25 protein-coding genes are annotated in these 21,849 nt (G+C 47.8%); 7 read left to right on the top strand and 18 right to left on the bottom strand.

The features are described 5' to 3' along the window. Nucleotides 1–75 precede the first annotated feature (75 nt). From L3N51_RS07725 to L3N51_RS12680, 12 genes are all read right to left on the bottom strand, one after another. A complete protein-coding gene (locus tag L3N51_RS07725) occupies nucleotides 76–873 on the bottom strand; it encodes a winged helix-turn-helix transcriptional regulator (protein ID WP_238026512.1) in 798 nt (265 codons plus the stop codon). Between the two features lie 97 nt (nucleotides 874–970). After that, a complete protein-coding gene (locus L3N51_RS07720; protein ID WP_238026510.1) occupies nucleotides 971–1,609 on the bottom strand; it encodes a hypothetical protein in 639 nt (212 codons plus the stop codon). 250 nt (nucleotides 1,610–1,859) lie between these two features. Next, nucleotides 1,860–2,687: a twin-arginine translocase subunit TatC gene (tatC, locus tag L3N51_RS07715; RefSeq protein WP_238026508.1), complete on the bottom strand. Its 828-nt coding sequence runs from the start codon at nucleotides 2,685–2,687 to the stop codon at nucleotides 1,860–1,862. Then, entirely contained in the window at nucleotides 2,671–3,021 is a 351-nt protein-coding gene (locus L3N51_RS07710) for a twin-arginine translocase TatA/TatE family subunit (RefSeq protein WP_238026506.1), read from the bottom strand. Before L3N51_RS07710 ends, tatC begins: the two co-directional genes overlap by 17 nt. 35 nt (nucleotides 3,022–3,056) lie before the next feature. After that, the gene (locus L3N51_RS07705) at nucleotides 3,057–3,344 is read right to left on the bottom strand and encodes a twin-arginine translocase TatA/TatE family subunit (RefSeq protein ID WP_238026505.1); all 288 of its coding nucleotides are present in this window, start codon (nucleotides 3,342–3,344) and stop codon (nucleotides 3,057–3,059) included. A gap of 104 nt (nucleotides 3,345–3,448) precedes the next feature. Beyond that, nucleotides 3,449–4,057: a hypothetical protein gene (locus L3N51_RS07700; protein WP_238026504.1), complete on the bottom strand. Its 609-nt coding sequence runs from the start codon at nucleotides 4,055–4,057 to the stop codon at nucleotides 3,449–3,451. Between the two features lie 49 nt (nucleotides 4,058–4,106). Next, a complete protein-coding gene (locus L3N51_RS07695; protein WP_238026497.1) occupies nucleotides 4,107–4,457 on the bottom strand; it encodes a transcriptional regulator in 351 nt (116 codons plus the stop codon). A 73-nt stretch (nucleotides 4,458–4,530) separates the two neighbouring features. Continuing rightward, on the bottom strand, nucleotides 4,531–5,556 hold the full coding sequence (locus L3N51_RS07690; protein WP_238026496.1) for a glycosyltransferase: 1,026 nt from the start codon (nucleotides 5,554–5,556) through the stop codon (nucleotides 4,531–4,533). Nucleotides 5,557–5,605: 49 nt separating this feature from the next. After that, nucleotides 5,606–6,259, bottom strand: coding sequence for a hypothetical protein (locus L3N51_RS07685; protein ID WP_238026495.1), 654 nt, complete (start codon nucleotides 6,257–6,259; stop codon nucleotides 5,606–5,608). Between the two features lie 6 nt (nucleotides 6,260–6,265). Next, nucleotides 6,266–6,988 (bottom strand): SDR family NAD(P)-dependent oxidoreductase, encoded by a 723-nt coding sequence (locus L3N51_RS07680; protein WP_238026494.1) that lies wholly within the window; start codon nucleotides 6,986–6,988, stop codon nucleotides 6,266–6,268. A 6-nt stretch (nucleotides 6,989–6,994) separates the two neighbouring features. Continuing rightward, the gene (locus tag L3N51_RS07675) at nucleotides 6,995–8,947 is read right to left on the bottom strand and encodes a thioredoxin domain-containing protein (protein WP_238026493.1); all 1,953 of its coding nucleotides are present in this window, start codon (nucleotides 8,945–8,947) and stop codon (nucleotides 6,995–6,997) included. A 101-nt stretch (nucleotides 8,948–9,048) separates the two neighbouring features. Further along, on the bottom strand, nucleotides 9,049–9,675 hold the full coding sequence (locus tag L3N51_RS12680; protein ID WP_238026491.1) for an InlB B-repeat-containing protein: 627 nt from the start codon (nucleotides 9,673–9,675) through the stop codon (nucleotides 9,049–9,051). A 181-nt stretch (nucleotides 9,676–9,856) separates the two neighbouring features. On the opposite strand from L3N51_RS12680, the gene L3N51_RS07665 reads away from it, so the two are divergent. Beyond that, the gene (locus L3N51_RS07665) at nucleotides 9,857–10,699 is read left to right on the top strand and encodes a hypothetical protein (protein WP_238026490.1); all 843 of its coding nucleotides are present in this window, start codon (nucleotides 9,857–9,859) and stop codon (nucleotides 10,697–10,699) included. 16 nt (nucleotides 10,700–10,715) lie between these two features. On the opposite strand, the gene L3N51_RS07660 is transcribed toward L3N51_RS07665, so the two are convergent. After that, entirely contained in the window at nucleotides 10,716–12,026 is a 1,311-nt protein-coding gene (locus L3N51_RS07660; RefSeq protein WP_238026488.1) for a hypothetical protein, read from the bottom strand. Between the two features lie 194 nt (nucleotides 12,027–12,220). Between L3N51_RS07660 and L3N51_RS07655 the strand changes: the two genes are divergently transcribed. Then, complete coding sequence (locus L3N51_RS07655) at nucleotides 12,221–12,586, top strand: DUF2203 domain-containing protein (protein WP_238026487.1); 366 nt, start codon at nucleotides 12,221–12,223, stop codon at nucleotides 12,584–12,586. A gap of 114 nt (nucleotides 12,587–12,700) precedes the next feature. Further along, complete coding sequence (gene cutA / locus L3N51_RS07650; protein WP_238026486.1) at nucleotides 12,701–14,893, top strand: glyceraldehyde dehydrogenase subunit alpha; 2,193 nt, start codon at nucleotides 12,701–12,703, stop codon at nucleotides 14,891–14,893. On the opposite strand, the gene L3N51_RS07645 is transcribed toward cutA, so the two are convergent. Further along, on the bottom strand, nucleotides 14,868–16,217 hold the full coding sequence (locus tag L3N51_RS07645; RefSeq protein WP_238026565.1) for a SelD-related putative sulfur metabolism protein: 1,350 nt from the start codon (nucleotides 16,215–16,217) through the stop codon (nucleotides 14,868–14,870). The two genes, cutA and L3N51_RS07645, sit on opposite strands and share 26 nt — an antisense overlap. A 216-nt stretch (nucleotides 16,218–16,433) precedes the next feature. Between L3N51_RS07645 and L3N51_RS07640 the strand changes: the two genes are divergently transcribed. Then, nucleotides 16,434–16,835, top strand: a complete 402-nt coding sequence (locus L3N51_RS07640; protein WP_238026485.1) for a rhodanese-like domain-containing protein — start codon at nucleotides 16,434–16,436, stop codon at nucleotides 16,833–16,835. A gap of 76 nt (nucleotides 16,836–16,911) precedes the next feature. Here L3N51_RS07640 and L3N51_RS07635 read toward each other — a convergent pair whose 3' ends face one another. Continuing rightward, nucleotides 16,912–17,778, bottom strand: a complete 867-nt coding sequence (locus L3N51_RS07635; protein ID WP_238026484.1) for a menaquinone biosynthesis family protein — start codon at nucleotides 17,776–17,778, stop codon at nucleotides 16,912–16,914. 30 nt (nucleotides 17,779–17,808) lie between these two features. Between L3N51_RS07635 and L3N51_RS07630 the strand changes: the two genes are divergently transcribed. Continuing rightward, the gene (locus tag L3N51_RS07630; RefSeq protein WP_238026483.1) at nucleotides 17,809–18,345 is read left to right on the top strand and encodes a DUF84 family protein; all 537 of its coding nucleotides are present in this window, start codon (nucleotides 17,809–17,811) and stop codon (nucleotides 18,343–18,345) included. 47 nt (nucleotides 18,346–18,392) lie between these two features. Here L3N51_RS07630 and L3N51_RS07625 read toward each other — a convergent pair whose 3' ends face one another. Further along, entirely contained in the window at nucleotides 18,393–19,025 is a 633-nt protein-coding gene (locus tag L3N51_RS07625; RefSeq protein ID WP_238026482.1) for a hypothetical protein, read from the bottom strand. Between the two features lies 1 nt (nucleotide 19,026). Then, nucleotides 19,027–19,443, bottom strand: a complete 417-nt coding sequence (gene trxA, locus L3N51_RS07620; protein WP_238026481.1) for a thioredoxin — start codon at nucleotides 19,441–19,443, stop codon at nucleotides 19,027–19,029. 59 nt (nucleotides 19,444–19,502) lie between these two features. Between trxA and L3N51_RS07615 the strand changes: the two genes are divergently transcribed. Both L3N51_RS07615 and L3N51_RS07610 read left to right on the top strand, forming a co-directional pair. Next, on the top strand, nucleotides 19,503–20,384 hold the full coding sequence (locus tag L3N51_RS07615) for an NAD(P)/FAD-dependent oxidoreductase (RefSeq protein WP_238026480.1): 882 nt from the start codon (nucleotides 19,503–19,505) through the stop codon (nucleotides 20,382–20,384). A gap of 45 nt (nucleotides 20,385–20,429) precedes the next feature. Next, nucleotides 20,430–21,143 carry a D-aminoacyl-tRNA deacylase gene (locus L3N51_RS07610; RefSeq protein ID WP_238026478.1) on the top strand — a complete coding sequence of 238 codons (714 nt, stop codon included), beginning with the start codon at nucleotides 20,430–20,432 and terminating at the stop codon, nucleotides 21,141–21,143. On the opposite strand, the gene L3N51_RS07605 is transcribed toward L3N51_RS07610, so the two are convergent. Further along, nucleotides 21,096–21,725, bottom strand: a complete 630-nt coding sequence (locus L3N51_RS07605; RefSeq protein WP_238026477.1) for a 2,3-diphosphoglycerate-dependent phosphoglycerate mutase — start codon at nucleotides 21,723–21,725, stop codon at nucleotides 21,096–21,098. The genes L3N51_RS07610 and L3N51_RS07605 overlap by 48 nt on opposite strands. Nucleotides 21,726–21,849: the final 124 nt, after the last annotated feature.

The following is a 21,849-nucleotide window of genomic DNA, read 5'->3' as shown; positions in this document are numbered from 1 at the left end:
ATATCTTTTGTAAATATAACCTAAACATCTGTACCCCGAAACAATCTATTTAGCTCTCAATTAAGTTAAAATGGATCACTGATCTAAAATTCGTAATAGCGAAGAGTTGATATAATATTCGTATATAATCATTACGTCACTGTCCGGGTCCTGTAACCGTGCGCCGTTTACGTAGTTCCTTGTCTGTAACATGTTTTCCACTAGGCACACGTTTATCCCAGCCTTTCCGTCTGTGATCCTGAAAATCGTGCATGGCTCAAGAACCCCCGTAATTTTCCTGAGGCTTCTGGAGAACATTGAGAACATTATTAGACCGGATTTGGGAATATCCAGAACTGGAAAAACCGAGAATACGCCCCTCTTTGACATTATTTTCAACCTCTTGGAAACAGTCTTGGAGGGAATACCCAACTCCTGTGCAATCTCGCTCTCTGTAGCCCTGGGGCTCTTGGAAAGGGCTGAAAGTATTGAGGCGTCCATGGATTTCAGCTCCTCCGGGCTCTGTTCAGGTATGTACTTGAGCCTGGTCTCTCCCAGCGTCTTACTCATGGTCTCAATCTTTTCGTCCAAATCCCTCAGGCTCTTCCCCATCACTCCATAGACGTTCAACCATTCAACGCACTTGAACTTGAGGAAAATCCAATCGGAGTCGAAGTCCCTTTGATTTATGAACGCTACAAATCCGTAGTACCTAGATAGGAACGAGGGATTTATGAACAGGGTAAAGCCCTTGAGCACTCCGTCCTCCTCCAGCTTCTTGAACCTGTAGTTGAGCGTTGGGGGAGTCACCTTAAGCTCCTCAGCTAGGCTTCTTTGACTTACTCTTCCGTCCCTGAAAAGGTAATACATAATTTTCTTGTCAATTTCGTCCATAGAATTCTACGAGTATACTATATGAAATCTAAAATTTAAACCATTCTTTCAGCTTGACTTCTCATGATTTATAGAGAAAATATTACTTTGATCGTCCCTACTCTTTCACTGGAAGACAAAACTGAGCCTCTATGGTGATATTATCACCTTTCAGATTCCTTACCTGGACCATGCTCTCATTTAGTATTTGTCTCAACAGGGGTAAGTACACCTTCTCCACCATCTGTTTACCCAAGACTGATGAGAAAACTGTGAAGGAACCGCACGATCCATCCTCCTTAATAATGAGGTTCTGGGTAGCTAGGGGAGTAATGGTGATGAAAAAACGTCTCAAGGAGTCCAAGTAGTCCCTCACCGAACTGATGCCATTAACCATGAATGAGTGTTTAAAAAGAGAGAAATAAACGGAGAGAAGTTCATTTGCCACCTCAGGGTTCCTCTCCACAATATTTTGAAGGGTGCTCAGAGGTAAAGGGACTAGACCCATGATCCTAGAGCTGTAGAAGTCCTTGAACATGTCAGTTCTCTCCTTGAAGGTGAAGTCGGGAGCGGATTTTATCTGCGTCACGAGGGACTCAAGTGCCTCATCTATGAAGGATTTCCAGTCACCGTTCCTAGGGAAAAAACCCCTCTCGGTTAAGACCCTCATCAGTTCCCTTAATTCGCTCTCATGGCGCTTACTAACAGGTAATAGAATTCGTCCCTTACTGTCTTCATCCCTCCTCTTCTTAGACATCTATGACACTTTCTCACGTTTAGATATAGATTTTTTCCTCAGGTTTTTCTGGAGTCCCTACTGGAGACTAGGTTCTCCCTTATTCCATCACCTAAGAGAATCAGATCTAAGGTCAAGAACGCGATTATTAGGGAAATCTCCAACCATAACTCCATGAATAATACTCGTTGGAAATAACATTTAAACTATGTGACTTCAAAAATATACAGAAGAAAAATTTGAGATTCAACTTTACTAGGTTAGTATACAGTTATATACTCCAGGATTTCCTCTTCTTCTCGGCAAAGTAAGAGGCAACCACTCCCACGAAGTAAAGTGTTGAGAGTGTTACACCAATTGTAGTCTCAATCACGCCCCCAGTTGTTCCCGGCGAAATGAACCATGCTATAATAAAGGCTCCAAGGACGCCGTATCTCCAGTTCTTTCTCCAGCTCTGAGCTTTTACCACACCGGCTAAAGTAAGCATGCTCATTACTAGCGGGTACTCAAACGCAACTCCAACAGTTAACATGAGCGACATAACTGTATTGATGAAAGCCCTGAGACTTAGGGTGGGTTCCACTCCCAAGGTCGTTGTATAGATCAGTACGAACTTCATCATGACTGGAATTATTACAAAATATGCAAAACTGGATCCAGCAGCAAACAATACGAATGCGGGAAACACTACCATTTTGGCCATTCTTTTCTCGTGTTCATAGAGGCCTGGAGAGACGAAACCCCATATTTCATGTATGATGATGGGAAGTGCAATGAAGAGGGAGAGAAAGAAGGAAACATAGGCTGCTGAGAACAGGGTATCGAAGGGATTCAGGTTCAGGAGTTTCATCTGAGGAGGGAGTTCAGTGTGAATGAATAGTTCGATGAAGTGGGAGGAGATGCTGTTGAAAAGGTTTGGATAGAGAATTGGGAAATTAAATCCGTCAAAGGATACCTCAGTGATCCCGAAAAAGAAGAAAATCACGAAGGCTATCACGAGAGAGATCAGGGCTCTTCTAGCCCTAACAATGAGCTCATTAAGATGTTCAAGGAGTGGTCTCTCCTGAGACTTGGGAAGCTCATTAGTTTTTTCCGTCACCCTTCTTCAACCTCTCTAGCTCAGCCTGCAATTTTCTGATTTGGTCCTCCAGTTGCTTTATCCTAGGATCTTCAGGAGCTTGTGTAACCCTAGAAACCGGCCTCACTGCTGGAACGTCAGTGTTAAAGGATAAGCTCCTCTTGGCCTCCTGTGTAATGTCCCCTGATTCGGAGAGCTCTCTCATGAGCTCATTCTTAAAATCGTTCTGCCTTTTCCTCAGCTCTGAAAGGGTTCGGCCCAGGTTTTTGACGGTGCCAGACAGGTCCTTCTCACCTCCCAGAAGGAGTATGGCCACTATTACCATTATCAAAAGATCGCTAAGGCTACCTATCATTCCTGGGCCCTCCCTGCTCTATTAAACAAAAAAGGTTACTTTGTACCTTGCTGCTTCTTTAGCTGATCCAGCTGGTTCTGAAGGTCTCTTATCTGTCTTTCTAGGTCCTCAGGGGAAGTTTTCTGTTGATTCTGCTGTACAGTAGGCTGAGCCTGAGACTGCATCTGATTTATCTCCATCTCGGCCTCCATTCTCCCCTTCTTGAATTCGCCAAGTGCTCTACCCATCGACCTAAATAGCTCGGGAATCTTACTGCTCCCCACAAACAGCACTAGTGCCACTATAATTATAATGGCAATATCCGAGGGGTTTATTGCGACCATTTTAATACACTCTAAAATTAGTTAAGGTAAAAACGAGTTAAAAAAGATTACTTCATTATTTTATTTCTTCATTTTAGAACGTGAGTATTAACGTGATTATACCCTTAGGAAGGAGAATGGAACCTGCCTAAGTATTCCTGGGCAAGCCTCAGTGAGATATCCTCGTGAGACCGCTTAAGCTCAAAATACAGGCTAAGGCCCATTGAGATCTTCCAGAACGCCAAGTTCAGGCTTGACCAACTGAAACTCTCAAGTTTGCAGGCCAACTCCACGCTATCCTCAAGTTCCACGAACTCAAGACCCACGGACTCCAGAACGTTATTAACTAGGTCTCTCCCAAGAAAGTTCTCAAGCTTTAGATCGGAGGAAATGATCTGGCCCTCCCTAATCCTGAAAGTAACGAAGTCCTTCCAGTCCATGGGCTTCATCAACACGTCCCTTAACTTGTCCACTGAGGTTAGCCTGGTGTTCAGGGACAGGATTAGCTCCCTGGGAATCCATGAAATGGGATAGAGCAGAACAGCGTAGGTTTCAAACTCCCGGGCCAAGTATTCTCCTTCTTTCCCTATTAACTTTATCCAGTTATCCTCCTCCTCTACCCTATACCTGGAAGTCGTCTCGTGAAACGAGAAGGGATTAAGGTGAAGCTCAAGCCTCACATCAGTGGTGGTCCGCTCATCACGATTCATGCAGTGCTCGACCTCATCACTCAAACTTGTTAGTGCAAAGCCGGATTTTATCAGTTTTAGTCCTCATGTCATCTTATCCTTCACGGGGTAGAACTTCATCATCCATGGGACATCTGCCCGCGGACATAAAAAACCTCTTCCTGATCAGGTGGCACATCTCACAAATATGATGATAGGATGCACTTCCATCCCTGGCCAGCCTAGAGAGAGTTTTCATATCATCCATCAAGTCTGGGTCCTTCCTTATCATTTCCACGAGCCTATCGTTATTTCTAGCCCTATACTTTGAGATTGTGGTTGTGGAGATTCCCAGGATCTCAGCAATCCTGGAGTAGGGAACTCCCATGGATAGCATCTCCTGAGCAACTATGGACCTTATTGCTGGAACAACAACCTGAGATCCTAGCTCACATGCTAATTTCATAACTTGCCTTCTAAATCTAAGAAAGTATAAAAAATTCTCGGTCTTAGATTATACTATGTTTTGTAAAACTCTGTTAAAGAACATAGGTCCTGTCCCTCCACAGGACCTCCCTCTTCCTGTAATCGAGGATTAGCTTAATCCACCCGAAGTATACACCTAGAATTGACATGATAGATGGGATATATGAATATTTCCCCAGATGTCTACTTCTAGAGAAGTTCTTCAGGATCCAGAGAAGATGGGGGGAGAGATAGAATGGGTTAAGGGTGAGCAGGAAGAGGACCAGATAGAGTAACATGAAAGCTCCAATGACCAAGAAAGCTTTGGCTCCTCTGCTTGAGTATTTAACAATGGTTACCACTTGTCTCGTGGACCACCTCCAGAGATCCCTCTCGTCGTAGACATTTAGGGGGATGGCCAGACCATCAAAGGCTATCCTCCCTCCCCTGTTCTTAACTATCCTGGTGAGGGTGCAGTCGTCGCACCACTCCCGGGATAATTCCCTGATCACTTCGCCGTCAAAGAAGTTCCTCCTGAAGGCCATGGACCCGCCCCACAGAAAGGTTCCTCCCGAGGCCTGGGATTCAAAGCCAAGGGTCCAGAAGCCAGCCCTAATGAGGTTCCTCCACGTTATCCTGAGTGGAGCAGGCCATGAGAACGTGGTTACCGCTGTATAGCGATCCAGATTCCCCACCATTTCCCGTAACCAGTTTCTGGGATACAGGGTGTCCGAATCAGCGAAAACAACCACCTCATTGGTGGACTCCCTGAGCCCTGATAGCTGTGCCCTTATCTTTCCACTGCATGAACAGGAGGCACTGGTGATAACGACCTTAACTCCAAGCTGTTTCAGACGTTCTGCTAGCCATGGTTGATCTGGGTCCACCACGCAAATAATCTCGAAGAGACAGGGGAAATCCTGGTTCTTGAGCGACTCCACATTCCTTTCCAGTCCAGGATCAAGCCCCCTAATTGGAACAATGATGGAGGTTGGGGCACAGAACCTACCATTTAACTTAAAGATGGAGTTCTCTTTCCAGATCTGCAACAGAAGGATGAGATCTGCCAGGGCGGGTAATATTAACAGGAACTGTGGCACTTGTGGTAGAAAACGCCATAGGGTAAAAATTCGCCTACAGGTTTGGGGATTATGGGGATACGAACGCGCTCATGTATTCCCTTATCTCCTGGAAAGCCTGAGACGTTGGTCTGAATCCCCCCATAATCCTGCGAAACTCCTGAATATCAGATCCCCAATTCGTGATGTCGGGGCTGGCATATATCTCCCCTCGACCACTCTCAAGCCAGTGCACCGTTTTCAGACCTTGGCCCTGAAGGTGCAGAGTTAGCCTGAATCTCCTTTCGCTGGCAAACCCAGGTCTATCCTTAAGGTATTCACGGCCCAGATCATATTCCAGGTACGTGGTGGAGAAATCCAGGTATCTCCTCTCATCTAGGTAGAGCTTTCCAACGTCTTGAATGGAGGTTAGGGCAACGGTTACAGGTATCCCCGCCTCCCTGGAGACGGCTGAGAGGTCTTCCTCTACCTCGGAGACCATGGAACTTAAGGTTTCAATCATCTGTGAAGAGGCCTGCTCTCCCTTTAAAACGGTCAGACCGTGAAAATCGAATAACTTGCCGTTCTCGTAACTTATTCTTCTCTCGTTGGCGAAGTACTTTATATTGAACTTACTCTCAACCTTCTGGACCTCTAGGATCTTCCCCCTGCAGTTACATTGGAGGATCAGATTTCCCTGGGTGGCCACCAGCCTGAAACTGGTTTCCCTAATCCACTCACCCATGCGAATCTATCCCCACTTGAGTCTGGTGCCTCCATCCACTGGTATTACCACGCCGTTAACCCATTCCGCGTCCTCGCTCATGAGCCAGGTCGCCACAAGTGCAAAGTCCTCTGGTGGAGCCTTCTCATCCCCGAGTTTCCTCAAACTTTTCCAATCTCTCTCTGGCTGGAATTCGCCGTCTATCCAGCTGGGTGCTATTCCCACTACTCTGATTCCCCTGTCCAACAGTTCAAGCGCAAGCACCTCGACCGCCTTGGCAAGTCCCGCCTTTGCCGAGGCGTAGGAAAGCTGGGTTGAGGCTGGCCTATCTATACCCCTGAGGGCTGAGACCAGCAGGATGGTGCTCCCCTTACTCATCATTTCTAGAAACACCGAAACCGCGAGGAGGGGGTACCTGAGGTGATTGTTTATCATTGTATCAAGCCCTTTCAGATCCTCAACAGTGTCCTCTTCATAACCTCCAATCATAACTGCAAGGCCGTTCAGAGTCCTGGTGACCTTCATCACTCTAGACTTGAGCTCCTCCACGGATTCCCTGGACTTGACCTCTCCAGGAATGGCTATCACGTTCCCGTACTTCCTGAGAGTAGCCTCCATTTCTCTTAACTTCTCAGCGCTCCTAGATGACACTATCACAGTAGCTCCTTCCCTAGCTAGGAAGTAAGCCATAGCGTAACCAAGTCCCTTACTTACCCCAAGGAGAAGAAAGGTCTTACCCGAGAATTTCATGGTATACTATTGCGGAAGCTTGGATTTAAGTAGCAATTTAATCTTCTCCGGTTCCCTTACAGGAATACTGCAGGTGTTACCCACGCAGACGAAGACCCTGCTTCCCTGTCCCTGATTTATCATGGACCTGATCAGGGGAACTACCATGTCCCTGTTTTCCTCCTTTACCAGTTCCACAACCTTGAAGGGGTGATAGAGGAGGAGTGACTCTCTGTGAAGTGAGCTGGCCTTCTCGTCAGCGTCCACCACGACTATGTGAGCCATTCCCTTGAGCAGGGCACCAGCGCTGAGAATGGAGCCAGCATAGAAAGGAGGACCCTGCATGTAATCGCCCAAGATGGAGGAGATCACGTTTTCAGGAACCTTGATTTGATCGTCCAGAAGGGAAAGGGAGAGTAACCCTCTCAGTGCTAGGGAGTTGGGCGACTCATTGGGAGTGTCCATATTGGGGACCTCGGAGGAGCCCCTCTTCTCCACGAAACCGTTGGGTGTCATAAAGTCCAAGACCTCCTTTCCTAACTCTAGAGCCAGATCCTTGAACCTGAGATCGCCTGATACCTCATACGCTCTCAAGGCAAGGAGAAGAGCAGAGGAGTAATCCTCGAGGAGTCCCTCACCTCCTCCCTGAAGCCTCCTCGTTACCCTTCTGGAGAGCTTGGATGCAACCCTAACACCCTCCTCCCTCCCCTTCCCGGTAAGGACTGATGAGCGAAGGAGTGAGTCGGCCATTCTGCAGTTGGGATAGGTGTAAAGATTATCGTCCCTGAAGGGCTTCCTCCTTGTGGAATCCCTGTAAGCCCTGAGTCTCTCCCTAGCCTTACGCAGGTTTTCCAGGAAGGTCTTCACATCCATGTTGAGTGTCTTAGCTATCTCCCCAAGGTCATCCCTTACCCTGAGAACACCTCCCTCGAGGGCTCCCTCCCCCACCAGGGTGAAGGTTCTCTCAATGAGGGATCTCCACTCACCGGAGTTAGAGAGAAGTTCGTCCCAGTCCCAGGTGTAGAATCCGCCCTCCTTTCCATCAACATCAGCGTCCAGGGATGAGGCAAAACCCTCTCCAACCCACATATCCCTAAGGACAAACTGTGAGGTCATCTCTACGGCGTCACGAAGTTGAGGATCACCACTTGCCAGGTAGTTCACGAAATAGTCCTCCAGGAGTTCCGCGTTGTCTATGAGCAATTTCTCGAAATGGGGAACGTTCCACTCCCTGTCCACAGCATACCTGTGAAAGCCACCTCCCAGCTGGTCGAAAATCCCGCCCTGGAACATCTTCTTCAGGGTGAAGATGGAGAGCTTAATTCCCACGTGATCCCCGGTCCAGAAGGAGTAAGCGGTGAGGAATTGGTCCACCAGGGGATGGGGAAACTTCATGGTTCCTGAAAGGCCACCCTGCTCTATGTCAAAGGTTGACACTATGGACGAGAATGCGGTGTCCACTATCTCAAGGTCAAGGGGAGAGGAAGTTGAAGGCGCGTAATCAGCCAGGGAGAGGGCTGACCTCTTGAGTCTCTCCCTATCCTGGATCCAGAGCCTCACGATCTCAAGGAGAAGTCTCTTCATCCCTACCCTGCCGTAAGAGTCCTCCGGAGGGAAAAAGGTCCCACCGAAGAATACCTCCCCTTCTGGAGTCATAAATACGGTGAGGGGCCAGCCAGACTCTCCGGTAATGCTGGATACCGCCCTCTGCAACTTCCTGTCCAGTTCCGGCATCTCGTCCCTGTCAACCTTGATGGCCACAAAGTGCCTGTTCACTAGCTCAGCTATATCACGCCTGGAGTATGTCTCCCTGTCCATTACATGACACCAGTGACACCAGACCGCACCAACATCCACGAGGATGGGTTTGTCGTCCTGCTTGGCCCTCTGGAAGGCCTCATCTGACCATGGATACCAGTCTATTTCCTGTTCTGCAGATTCCCTCAGAAAGGCACTACTACTATCCTTAAGCCTGTTCATACGCTAAATGAAACTCTGAGCTTTTAAACAGGGTTTAGGAAAAATGTGATGATGTTGACAATTCGGGCTCCGGATGGGTGAGGAGAGTCTTCAGCTCTGAACTATCTCCTTCTGGTAAACCAGTAGACCCCACCAAGGACAGCAAGAAGACCTAGCCCCGAGTAACTCACTGCGGGAACTGTCCTGGAGGTCTGTGGAGACTTCACAAAGTATACGGTGATGTTGGTGTCATTATACACCAGGTACCAAACCTCATTCCCCACAAACCCGTTACTCCAGTTTCCCACGGAATAACCAGGTTTGGGAATAGCCACTATGGTAATCAACGTTCCCTCCTGAACCTGCAGGGAGGCCGATTCGTTTACCTTAACCTGAGTTGAGTTGGGGAACCTCAGGCTCAAGGTCCCAGGACCCTTTACAGTCACGTTAAGCTGGTAAAGGATTGGCCTCACCGTGATGTTGATCGTATCGCTTGTCCATGGGTTGAGGGAAAGATTATCGCTCTCGACTCCGTTTACGAAAACCCTGTATTGTAGAGGGGACTCCACGTAAACCTGAAGGGTGGAATTGGGAACGTTAACGGTCTGATTACCATTGACGTAAATTAAGCTACCGTTAACGTAAAGAAGGGCGTCAGCTTGACCTCCATAAATGTAAACGTGTACTGTCACAGCATGCGTGGACTGAGCTAGGAGCAATGGAATTAATAGCAACAGAGTTCTGTGCACGTCACATGGTAACCTGAAAATAGGGGGAGGGTGGGGTGAAACTTGCAGAAAAACAATTTAATGTAAGAGGAATACCCGTCATGGATGAGGAACCCAACCTTACCTGATTCGTGATGAGGGGTTGTTTCACCTGACGTTCTTCATTAACAAAAGTTAAAATCAACTTTCCAAATGGGTGACCGTGAAGATCCAAGTAACGATAAACGGAAGAGAGATACCTCTTGAGAGGAGGATAGTTCTAACTGGAGAAGGCATGTACATGGCAGGTAGGCTTCTCTACTTTGTCCTGAAGACTCTGCATCAGATGCCCAGGTTATACGGTGTTGTCGAGTCTGACCCCATCTCAGGATGGAAGAGGAACTTTGAGACCAAGTTCGCTTCAATAATGTCATCTCATCTGGAACCTGGGAAGATAAGGCTGGAGGGCGAGTTCAAGCTGAACCTAGGTAAGTTCCTTGTATCAGGAAAGGTGAGCAGGGGGCAGATGAAGGTCAATGTGGAACTGGTACAGAAACCTGAAAACGTATCCCAGGGGCTCAGGGGGATGGTCGAGGTTGACTCCTTTTACTTCTCCGATCTAGAGAGGCCCAGGCCCTTCTTCGTGCCCGGCTCTAAGGACGGTTTCCTGGCTGGTTTTCACAGGTTTCTGGTTCTCCAGACCGAGAGCGCATCGGGGATACCCAAGACGTTGGGGATGGTCTCCGAATTCATTAATTCCATAGTCCTACCGCAGGGCTACACTACCTCAGTGAGGGGAAGAACCCTATCCACAGACGAGAAGGAAGGCCTTTTCCTTGACGGTGAACCGCTCTACAATGTGGATCCAGAGTTGCTTAGCCTGCTCAGCCTGAGATTATCCCTGGACATGGCCCCTGAGGGCTCGGTTCTGATTGTTGAGGACCCTGAGGCCCACCTCTCCCCGGAAACAGTCGAGGAGGTTAGGAGGTGGTTTGACAGGTTTAGGGGAAGTGTGGTTTTTGTCTCACGATTCAACACCTTTGGAGGAGAGGAAATCAGGCTTTGACAAAATAGCTGATAATTTACCCGCCCCTAGCCCTTTGCTGAATCCCGTGCCTGAAGGTTATCATCTCCTTCAGTAGAAGATCCTTCAACACTTTTTCTAACTTGGTGTAGTTATCCTTAATTGACCTCACCCTGATTGATGTTTCCTTGAACTTCTCGCATGAGAGGCACTTCACGTGGAGCTTATCAGCCTCTCCCTTAACCTCAACCTCAATGCGCTGATCCATTACCCTGAGGTCTAGTGTTATTCCCTCCATCAAGGACTTCACGGTAACTTTCCTTAACGCAGTTCTAATCACCTGAGAGAAATTGATCCTCGATATGGCTTTCACATAATTTCTAGCCAGTAGATATGCCTCCATGGACATTTCCCTGCACCTTTCCTGATCCTTCACCAGCCTCATGCAGGAGAAGAATAAGGAACATCTTCCCGTGGACATTGGAGAAATGAAATCAGCTAAGGAGGGTAAATCACCAATCAGTTCCCTGAAGGACCCACAGTTCAGTTTAACGTGAAGTTTCCCTCCCCTAACCCAGTACTCTCCCACTGTATTACCGTTGAGGAGAAAATTCCCATTGACCATCTCAACCCTTACTCCCACATCCCTGGGCGTCACAATCCTTTCAGCTACCTGTTTGGGCTGAAGGTTCCTATCGTCGAGACCTGATCCGTTCAAAACCTCCGTGAGTTTAAGATTGAAGTAACCCAGCTCTCCCAACGCCACTTGGGTCCAGCTCTCCAGGTTCCAGTTTCCTCCCAGGTCAATTAACTCTCCCCCATGAAGGATTGTGCTCCTTATCTGCAGGTACTCAAGTTCCCCCATCCTTCTAGCTATCACCAGCCTTCTTGTGGGTTTCACCTGAAAGATGTCCGTCACAACATTGACCTTAGGGGCTAGAACCTTAGCCTCCTCAAGGTTTGCTGGAACAACCGTGATGTCCCCAAGGGATAGGAGGAAATCAACCCTTGCCCTGCACACCTTATACGCTGGACAATCAATTGCATAGCTGAGAAACCTGAAAGGACTGAGATACTTCTCCCTCATTAACTCCTCTGACTTTCTTACAATTACCAGATCTGCCCACCTGACAAGGCTTGGGGTGGCAAAGTTGGACACTATGATCAGGTTCTCCATTTTACGCAGGTCCGATGTAAAGGGGTATGTGGTGATGCCCACCCTGATTCCTGAGGAATAACTGGAGATTATCCTTGAGGAGTCAATCTCCTGTTCCAGATATCCCAAGAACCCCTGGTGGTAACCCGGAACGACAAGGAGTGCCTTCCCTCCCTGATATAGAGATGATAATTCCCTTGCGAGCTTCTTCAATTCGAATTTGATCGCATCTCTAACCTTTTATCTTCTCTGCACAACTGGAAGGATGTATAATCATATGAATGATGAGCCTTACAAGGGCAGAGGGGATGAAGATAAAGGCAGACTGATCCCATATCCCGTGCGATGAGGTTATCAGCAAGGAAGGTTTTCTACATTCTTTTAATTTCGTGCTACCATGTAAATGTATGAGTTACTCCTACTTCGACCTCAAGACCGCCAGGGAACTGCTTCCGTGGGTGAAGGAGAAGCTGAAGATGCTGAAGACTGCCGAGATTAACGCACAGGATGCCCTGATCAACGGCAAGAAGGAGTACATAAGGCTTTACTCCATTAAGGTTGAGTCGATCCTGAAGGAGATCACGGATAAGGGAATTATAGTGAGGGACGTGGACATGGGACTGGTGGATTTTCCGGCCGTGATAAATGATAGACCTGCCTATCTCTGCTGGAAGGCTGACGAGGAGGATATAATGTACTGGCATTACGTGGAGGAGGGTTTTAGGGGAAGGAAGAGAATTTCCCCAAGGGACCAAATCCTGAGCTATCAATGAGATCTCTCCGGGAACCATAAAACACATACGTAACTCGTTTCGTAATGTAATCTTTTCCCTACAAAAAATCAAAACCACCTAAGGTTAAATATGATTTCAGCTCATGACTTACCCATGACTCTCGTGGGATCCAGAGTAAGGAGAATTGAGGATCAAAGGCTAATCACCGGAAAGGGTCAGTACATAGATGACCTGGATCTGCCCGGCACACTGTTTCTCGCCATTCTGAGGAGTGACGTCGCGCATGCCAGGCTGACCAAAGTTGACGTTTCGGACGCGCTCAAAGTACCAGGGGTTGTTGACGCCTTCTCCGGCCTTAACGTGAGAGTGGAGAACAGGCCCAGAAACTTCCCCATGGCCTCCACAGAGATCCTTTATGAAGGCCATCCGCTTGCCTGCGTTGTCGCTACTGACAGATACACGGCATATGACGCATTAGAGAGAGTTCAGGTGGAATACGAGCAACTGCCCGCCGTGACCGATCCGCTGGAGGCAGCGAAGGAAAAGATGTCAGCGGTGGAGGGCGAGAAAAACCTAGTTTACAACAGGATCTATTCCTCCGGTAATCCCCAGCAGGCACTGGAAAAGTCTGACAGGGTCGTGGAACTTCAGCTGGACATCTCAAGAGTGTATCCGGCTGCCATGGAGACCAGGGGCTTACTTGTCACATATACACCGAATCTGCTTACCGTGTACGCCCCTACACAATCGCCCCACTTCATGAGAAGGTATTTATTAGAGGCCTTTGGCAGGGACATACAGGACATAAGGGTTATTCAGCCCGATGTGGGAGGCGCATTTGGCTCCAAACTATTTCCTTACCCTGAGGATTACATAACCGTTTACGCCTCACTTAGAACCAAGAGATCCGTCAAGTGGATATCCACAAGAAGTGAGGATATGAGATCGACGTATCATGCGAGAGGGCAAATACACAAGGTTAAGGCTGGGGCCAGAAGGGACGGAACGCTGACCGGGATAGTGGATGACCTCTACATCGATCTGGGAGCGGCCAGTCATGGGACCTACCTAGCGGACATAGCTGCCACCATGCTTCCGGGGCCCTACGCTGTGAGGGACGTGGTAGTTAACGTCTACGGCGTTAGAACCAACAAGACACCTCTGGATCAATATAGGGGCGCTGGCAGGCCAGAGGCCTCATTCGTTATAGAGAGGATTATGGATTCGCTGGCCGATGAGATTGGAATGGATCCTGTTGAGTTCAGGAAGAGGAACCTCCTGAGGGAGCTTCCCTATAGGAACCCGTTCGGCCTTCAGTATGACTCGGGGAACTACATGCAACTACTGGAGAGAGCAGAAAGAGTTTACAGGGATATGGAGGCAAGAGCGAAGGAACTTCAGAAAGCGGGGAGAAGGGTGGGAGTTGGATTTGATTTCTACCTGGAACAGAACAACTTCGGCCCATGGGAGAGTGCCTCTGTCAGAGTAAGGGGAGATGGGAAAATAATTGTAATCATAGGAGCGGCACCTCACGGTCAGGGTACTGCAACAGGGATTGCACAGATAGTTGCAGATGAGCTTGGCGTTGAGATGGGGGACATAGACGTGAGGTGGGGAGATACTTCCATGATAGGCGAGGCTTACGGTACCTATGGGAGCAGGAGCTTAACCCTTGCAGGAAACGCTGCTATAATGGCCTCCAGAAAGGTGAAGGAGAAGGCGGTGAGGCTGGCAGCTCAGTTCATGAAGAGTGACGTGGAGGAACTCAGATATGAACAGGGCAAAGTTACCAATGTGAAGACCGGGAAGTTCATGACCTTGAAGGAGATAGCATCAAAATCCATGTCCAGCCTTGGAGGGGTCTGGAAGTACAGGGAGGAACCGGGATTGGAGGCGACAGCCTATTTTGGACTTAACAATTACACCTATCCTTACGGCAGTCATGTGGTCATGGTTGAGGTCGTGGACGGAAGGCCAAGGGTCCTTGAGTACTACGCTATAGACGACATAGGAAAGGTCGTCAATCCAATGCTGGCCGAGGGCCAGGTACATGGAGGAGTAATTCAGGGATTTGGAGAGACGGTTCTGGAGGAGATAGTGTACGACGAGAACGGATCTTTACTCTCAGGTAATTTCTCGGATTACGCTATCCCCACTGCTGTGGAAGGCTTTAACATAAGGTGGGAATACTCCGAGACAGGGAAATCCGACGCTCCACTGCCCGCCAAGGGAATAGGCGAAGGAGCGACCATAGGGACTCCCCCGGCATTGTTGAGGGCTCTGGAGAATGCCACAGGTAAAAAACTGACCAGACTCCCGGTCAGGCCTGAGGATCTTTCACCTTAAAGTACTTCAGAATATTTTCCCTATGTATAAGCTTGCACACTTCCCTCTTCACGTAAACTGTACCATTCCCCTTCCTGAGCACCCTTCCTATAACCCTGGGTTCTAGTCCTCTCTTGCTAAGGGACTGAGCAACATCGTCTATCACTTTCCTAGACGCAAACATGACAATCGCCCCATTGGTCCCTGCTGTGGAGTTGGGTATGATGAAGTTCTCGGTGGCAAACTCGTTTATCTCCCTGTCAATGACCGGTACATCGTAGAGCTCCACATCAACAGACGCCTTATCTGCGAACTCCTTTATTACGAAAATTCCCGGTCCCGTGACGTCAGTGGTCATGGCAATGTGGGCCTGAGGATCGAAATCCTTTCCAAACTCGGGAAGGTGTTCATATATTACCTTAGCGGTATCAAAGTTGGGCCTAGTCATATAGTCTAGAGCCCTCTTCTTCGCCTCCTCCACTCTCTGCAGGGTAATTCCCCTCTCCTCCAGGGTTTCGAGAAGTTCTGGAACAGTGAGCAACCACATGTGAACGTTGATGGGGGTCAACTCACCCACAGGTCTGGTAACAAGGATCTCCATGTTCTCGTCCACCTTATGGTAAAACACCGGCAACTCGTGGTCAGATCTACCCACAACGGTCGCTCCTATCATCAGGGTACCGGTCTCAGGCTGAATGTCCTGCAATAATTCCACGTTGTACCTCCTGCTGAACGATTCGAAGTTCCTCATCAAGGTCTCCTTCAGTTCCGGATCTGGAGCATCTGCCACAGGTATCATGCGAAGGTCCTGGAATGCCCCCTTAGTGAAGAGATCATTCAAGGAGTTAGATACTCCCACATCTACCTGCATCTGTGATCCTGGATCGTCAAGTGGATCCACTATCTGTATGGTGTCATTATTGGCCAAGGTGTATGATCTCAAGGTAGCTCCGTCCAACTTGATGAGATCCAGAACCCCAACCTCAGCCTTGGGGTTAGTGGTCACAATGGAATGGCCCTTGCCCACCACAAGCTTCCTCTTGGTCTTCACACCCGTGTAGATCTTGAGGAGGAAATTGGCAAACTTCTCAGGGTTACCAGCAGTCTCCTGGTTAACCTGGATAAGACTAACCGCTCTATCGGCGTCGAACTCTCCCCCATTTATTACCCTTTTTATTACCTCTGACTCCCTGCTCACAAAGATGTCAGTATCCTCCCTTGGCATCACCTCAATGTTGTTCTCCCTTAACCTATCCTTCAGTTTCTCCAGTGCAGGATATACGGTATCAATTAGATCAACCTTAACCGCACATCCTGTGGCCAAGGATAAAGGATTCAAGCCCATCTTCTTGTACTTGTTTAGATTGTTTCTGAACCTTTCAAATAGGTCAGTCAAATCACAACACTATTTGGTAGAATGGTTTCCACATTTTAAAAAGTTACCTTTAATATGAATTCTTTAAATAAAAACATTTAATATAATTTCGAGTATTTTTTAAAATCTCCATATTAGAATTGAGTAGAAAGTAAATATTTAAACCTCTTTTAACAATGTTAACCCATGCAGATAATAGAGCAGTATTCAACTCCGTTCTATAAGAATATCATTGATATGCCCCCCTCAATGGTTAGAAAGTTGTGGAAAAAGAACAACATTCTGATTCTGGACATAAGGACTCCACAGGAATACGTGGAGCATCACATCCCGGGCTCGCTCCTCATTCCAATGGACTATCTGGAGGTCCTGCAGGAGTATTTCAGTGACAAGGAAGTAGCGGTGGTATGTGAACACGGGAACAGGGCTAGGTATGCCACTTACGGAATGCCCCATCTTTACAAAAAGAAGGCAATTTACATGATAGGTGGAATAGTTGGATGGATGTCCATGGGATACGAGGTTGAGAGTGGAATGGACGAGAACGGAACTAAATGGGAGCAGTGGCTGGACGAGAAGCTAAAGTGAACAAAATTTTTAGTTTTTGACCTTAAACCAAAATTTTGATAGGTCAAGCTGTACTCTACCATGTTTCACTGAAGGCCTAAATTACATCTATGCTCTTAACAAGGGGTAGAAGTCCTCTCTCATGGGTCAAGCTGTAGAACTTGCTCAGCCCCTCCATCACCTTCTCCTGAGGAACGTTATACTCCTGAATGTCAGCCCAGATTGTCTTCTCCACGATCTCCCTATCCATGTTGACCCCCTGAGCCTCGCTCATTATCTCCACATCCCTGGGAATCACCTTGTCTAGGTTCTTCTCCGCAAACTTCTTACTCCTCTCGTATAACTCCTTGAACTTTAGGGCCAGATCCCTGCCCAGATCCTTGGATACCACCACTGTTCCCATGGGCATTGGTGCCCCTCCAGAAATCTTGGACCACATTTCCCACATACTGGTGATGACGTAGGGCCTTATGCCCAGCTTCCTCATGGCGTACATCATCTTGATCTCATGAACTGCAACAAGTACGTCCCCATTCTTTCCCAAGGCCTTAATCTCGTCCAGAACTCTCGGGATTATCACCAGTTTACCGTATTTGCCAACTAGAAGTCTGTAAAGGGTAAAGGCTGAGGTATTTGGCCCATGAACAATGAGTGTGGATTTCTTCAGGTCCTCTATCTTCATCTCCGCTGTGGAGAGGACAGGCATCCCCGTTATGCCGTCTATGGCAGTGGCAACAGCGTTACCTAGAATGAAGTAGTCATCCTGGATGTATGGATACATGGCAGCCGAGGGTACCGAGACGTCCACCACTTTGCTCAATACGCTCATATTCACGTCCTGAACGGTTGGTATTACCTGGAATTCTAGGTTTATTCCGTCCTCCTTCACCCAACCTTCCATCATGGGAATGAAGGGGTACAGGTCACCTGAATCGGCTAGGGCGCCAATCTTTATTGTTGCCATGACTTACCCTTTTTCCGTTGGCGGATAAAAATGTTGGTTTGTGTGGGTTCAACAAATCCAGTTAAACTTGAGGCAGTTAGGGAGGCAGTTAAGGAGATAGGGAAGGGATGGGAGGTGAGGGCCGTGAAGGCTGACTCCAATGTCAGCGAGCAACCCTGGTGTAACGAAACCTTGGCAGGGGCGAGAAATAGGGCTCTCGGCGCGTTGAGTCAAGAAGGTTGTGATATTGGCGTGGGAATAGAGGGAGGGGTTTGCTGGGAAAGAGGGAGAGTCATTGCGTATGCGGTGATATATGCCATGAGCAGGGAGAGGGAGAATTTTTCATACTCTCCTGCTTTCACGCTCTCCAACGAGCTGGCGAAGCTGGTAGTAAGGGGAAAGGAACTGGGAGAGGCCACTGACATGGTTTACGGAAAAACAAATACGAAACACGGTGAGGGTGCTGTGGGCATGCTTACGGGGATCGTCGACAGAAAGAGACTTTACAAGGATGCCGTGATACTGGCGCTCTATCCCTTTTACATAGGTGAGGAACTGCGAGCTGAATCTGGTAGGAGAACACTTTAGGGCCTAGTGAAGAAACAGATTGTTGCATTGACAGGAGTTGTTTGGATTTACCCCTTGATTAGTTTCAGAAATAGGTAACCTATCTCAGGTAACTTCACCGTGTCATGTTCCGCCGGTCTCTGAACAGTTCCCAGGTATATCCCGTAATCCTCATGGTCCTCCTCATTCCCTGACTTGGGCTCCCCAAAGGGAGAGAAAAGGATTAACTCATCCACTGCATTAACCAGCTTCCTCAGCATGGTATCCACCGCGGAGTAGGCCTGACACTTATCCCCTCCCCTGTGAAGGAGTACATCCAGTCCGCTTACGCCAGCTATTACTGGTCCGTCATCCAGGGAGCTCAGGATTCCCTCCGTTACCTTGTTTATTTCCTCCTGCAAGGTCAGTTCTCCATATTTCAGGCTTATTTCCCCATAGGTCGGGTTCGAGATTGGTAGATTAATCGGGATGGAACCGGTCTCCTGAACGAGGGAGGGTTTCACTGATATCGTGGTGAAACCACTTAAGGGAACCTCCTTCATTTCCAAGACAGACATCCATGAGGAGGCAGGATGCTGTGGTCTCCTGTTAACTACCACACCTCTAAAGGTACTGCTGAATAGCGTAAGAAGAAACCTAGGATTGCACTTCATGAAGCTACTGTAACTTAACCCGTCCACACCTAGCAACAAAGCTTTCATGTCACTCGCCTAGCAATGACTTCAACCTGATCTCCAGTTCCTCCCTTGGAACCGCACCTATGACTTCATCCACAGGCTCACCGTCCTTGAAGAATATTACTGTGGGCAGACTCATAACCCCATACCTTCCGGCAATACTCTGGTTTTCGTCAGAATTCAGCTTGCCGAATCCTACCTGTGGGTAATCCCTTGCAAGCTCCTCTATCACAGGAGCTAATATGAGGCATGGAGCGCACCACTCAGCCCAAAAGTCAACCACTGCAACTTTATTCTTCTTGAGGAACTCATCAAAATTACTTGAATCTAGGTGGGCTATTAATTCCCTTTGTTCTTTTTCCATGTCCTTTCCTTGTTTCATCATCTGTTTAATCTTTTTCCGTATTAATGCTTCAAGTTCAGGATCGTTTTCTACGCTCATAAATCACTTTAATGAAATCGAGTTTAAAAAGTTTATATTGAAGAAAGAAACAAAATCATATGCAAAGAATAGTTGTGGTGGGAGGGGGCATCACGGGTCTTCTGGTGAGTCATATCTTGGGAGATGACGTGACGGTCGTGGACAGGGATGTTCCCCCCAGAAATTCCATGAGCAGTTTATGGAACGTGATGCCACCGCTGTGTGGAGACCTAAGAAAGGAATGTGAGGAATCGGCACAAGAATATGTTAAACTGTCAGAGGAGCTTGGGGTAAGGGTATTCTGGAAGGATATCATTAGGGTACCTCCCAAGGGTGACAGGGTGTTGACTTCAAGGGAGACTGCAGAGATAGAACCCTGCCTGCACCACGAAAGTGAAGTACTGGGAAAGGGGTTACATGTGAATGGGGAGGACTTACTAAAGAAACTTAACAGTGTGGTGAAGAGAGTCAGGGTAACTTCCCTAGAAGTAGAAGGTAATAGTGTGACAGGGTTGAAAACGGATGAGGGAATGATAAGGGCTGACGTCTACGTTCTAGCCGTGGGTAACGACCCAGAGGGCATACTGAGCAACTTGAGAGTATCGAGCTACAAGGGACATATTGTGAAGACCTCTCCCCTGGGGATAAGAAACATTCTGATGCTCGAGGACAGGCTCGGAGTTGAGGGAGATTCCTATGCCCTTCTGAACGGAGACTCATACCCTTCCTCCAATCCAGGCGTGGAAATGAACCAAGTGGAAAGAACCATTGAAGTTTTCAGGAGATATACGGGGAAAGTGATCCATCCGCTTGAGATCAGGGTAGGATTCAGGGCAGTAACCGCTGAGTCTCCCCTCATCAAGAAGATTTATGATAATGCCATAGTGGCGACGGGTCACAGATTCGGTTGGGCTATGGCCCCGATCTTAGCCAGGAAAGTGAAGAGTCTGATCGAAGCTTAATGATGTCACGGTAGGATTATTATGAAGTGAGGGTTTAGGATCCCGATGGATGTCAGTGTAATCATATCCTCAAAGGATCCCGTAGGGCAAACCATAAAGAGGCTAGGATACAGTTTCGAGGAGATCGATGAGGACGTAACAGAATTCTCGTACTCAAGGGGTGATTCCATCGTAATCATCTGCAGACATGAAAGCTCCTCTAAGACCCCCTCCTTTACCGTGCACCATCCCGGAAACCCCGGGAAGAGTGCCATGGGCGGTGAGCCAGAGAGCCTGGGAATAGCCAACGCCAAGTTGCTTACCTCAGTATTCCGTTCCATGAGTCGCATTGATGCCAACATTGATAAAGTAATAGAGGCAACCCACCACGGCCCTACAGGCATAACCAAACCTATCACGTTCGTGGAAATAGGGAGCGATCCTCAGATGTGGAATAACGAGAAACTGGTGAAGATGCTGGTTGAGGCAGTTCTACGGGGCATAGAAATGATAGAGGAAACGGAGTGCCAGAACACAATATTAATATACGGAGGCCCGCATTACTCTAAGCTAGCCTCAACTTTGGCCCAGAACAACTGTATTTCCCATATTATTTCTAAACATTATATATCAGAATTATCTTCGAATGTTATTCTACAGTCCCTAGAACGTAATATTACGAGACCTCGAACCGCTATTCTGGATAGTATACCAAGGGCAAAAAGGGAAATTCTAACCAGTATCCTGAGCTCTAATAATATATCTATCGAGTTTAGATAGCAGGGAAGGAGAAAGAATAGGAGAACCTATGGCCAGTATCCTAGGAGAAGAGGAAAAATCGATCACCGTCATGCTGGCGTTGGGTATGGATATACCATGCGCTGATATGTCATCCAGATCGAGGATGTGCCCTACGGCGGCCCGAATTGGATCATAATGACTAACCGCTATTACCACTTGGTCGTTCTTCAAAGAGGTAATGAATTCCACTATCCTCCTTTTCAGCGAATCCCAGGGCTCCAGGTTCTTCACCTCAAGCTGTCCCCTCGCAATCTTTAGCTTCCAGTGATCGCTTGGGTCGAATCTCTTGTTATTCAGTTCTCCCAACCATCTCTCCCTCAATCTTTCATCTATGACTGGGATAATTCCAAGTTCATCCCCTATAATGCTGGCAGTCTGATATGCCCTGAGAATAGGACTTGTGAAGATGGCGTCAACCTTTACTCGTTTGAGTTCCTGGGCTGTCTTTTTTGCCTGTTCCCGACCCTCATCCGTTAAGGGGAAGTTATTAACGTCATGAGAGAGGATCTTGCCAACGTTAGATGTGCTCTGGCCATGTCTTATAAATATTATAATCGTCATTTGTGGTTCATTATTACGGCGGTATTAAAAAGATTAAACTGAGCCATTTAGCCTTTCACATCTTGTATTCTTTATCCTAATTTAAGCTAGAATGTGTTATAAATAATGATACACCATTGTAGGC

The organism is Metallosphaera javensis (ex Hofmann et al. 2022) (assembly GCF_022064045.1).
In the GTDB taxonomy this organism is placed as follows: domain Archaea; phylum Thermoproteota; class Thermoprotei_A; order Sulfolobales; family Sulfolobaceae; genus Metallosphaera; species Metallosphaera javensis.
This window is presented reverse-complemented; position numbering and strand designations above follow the sequence as displayed.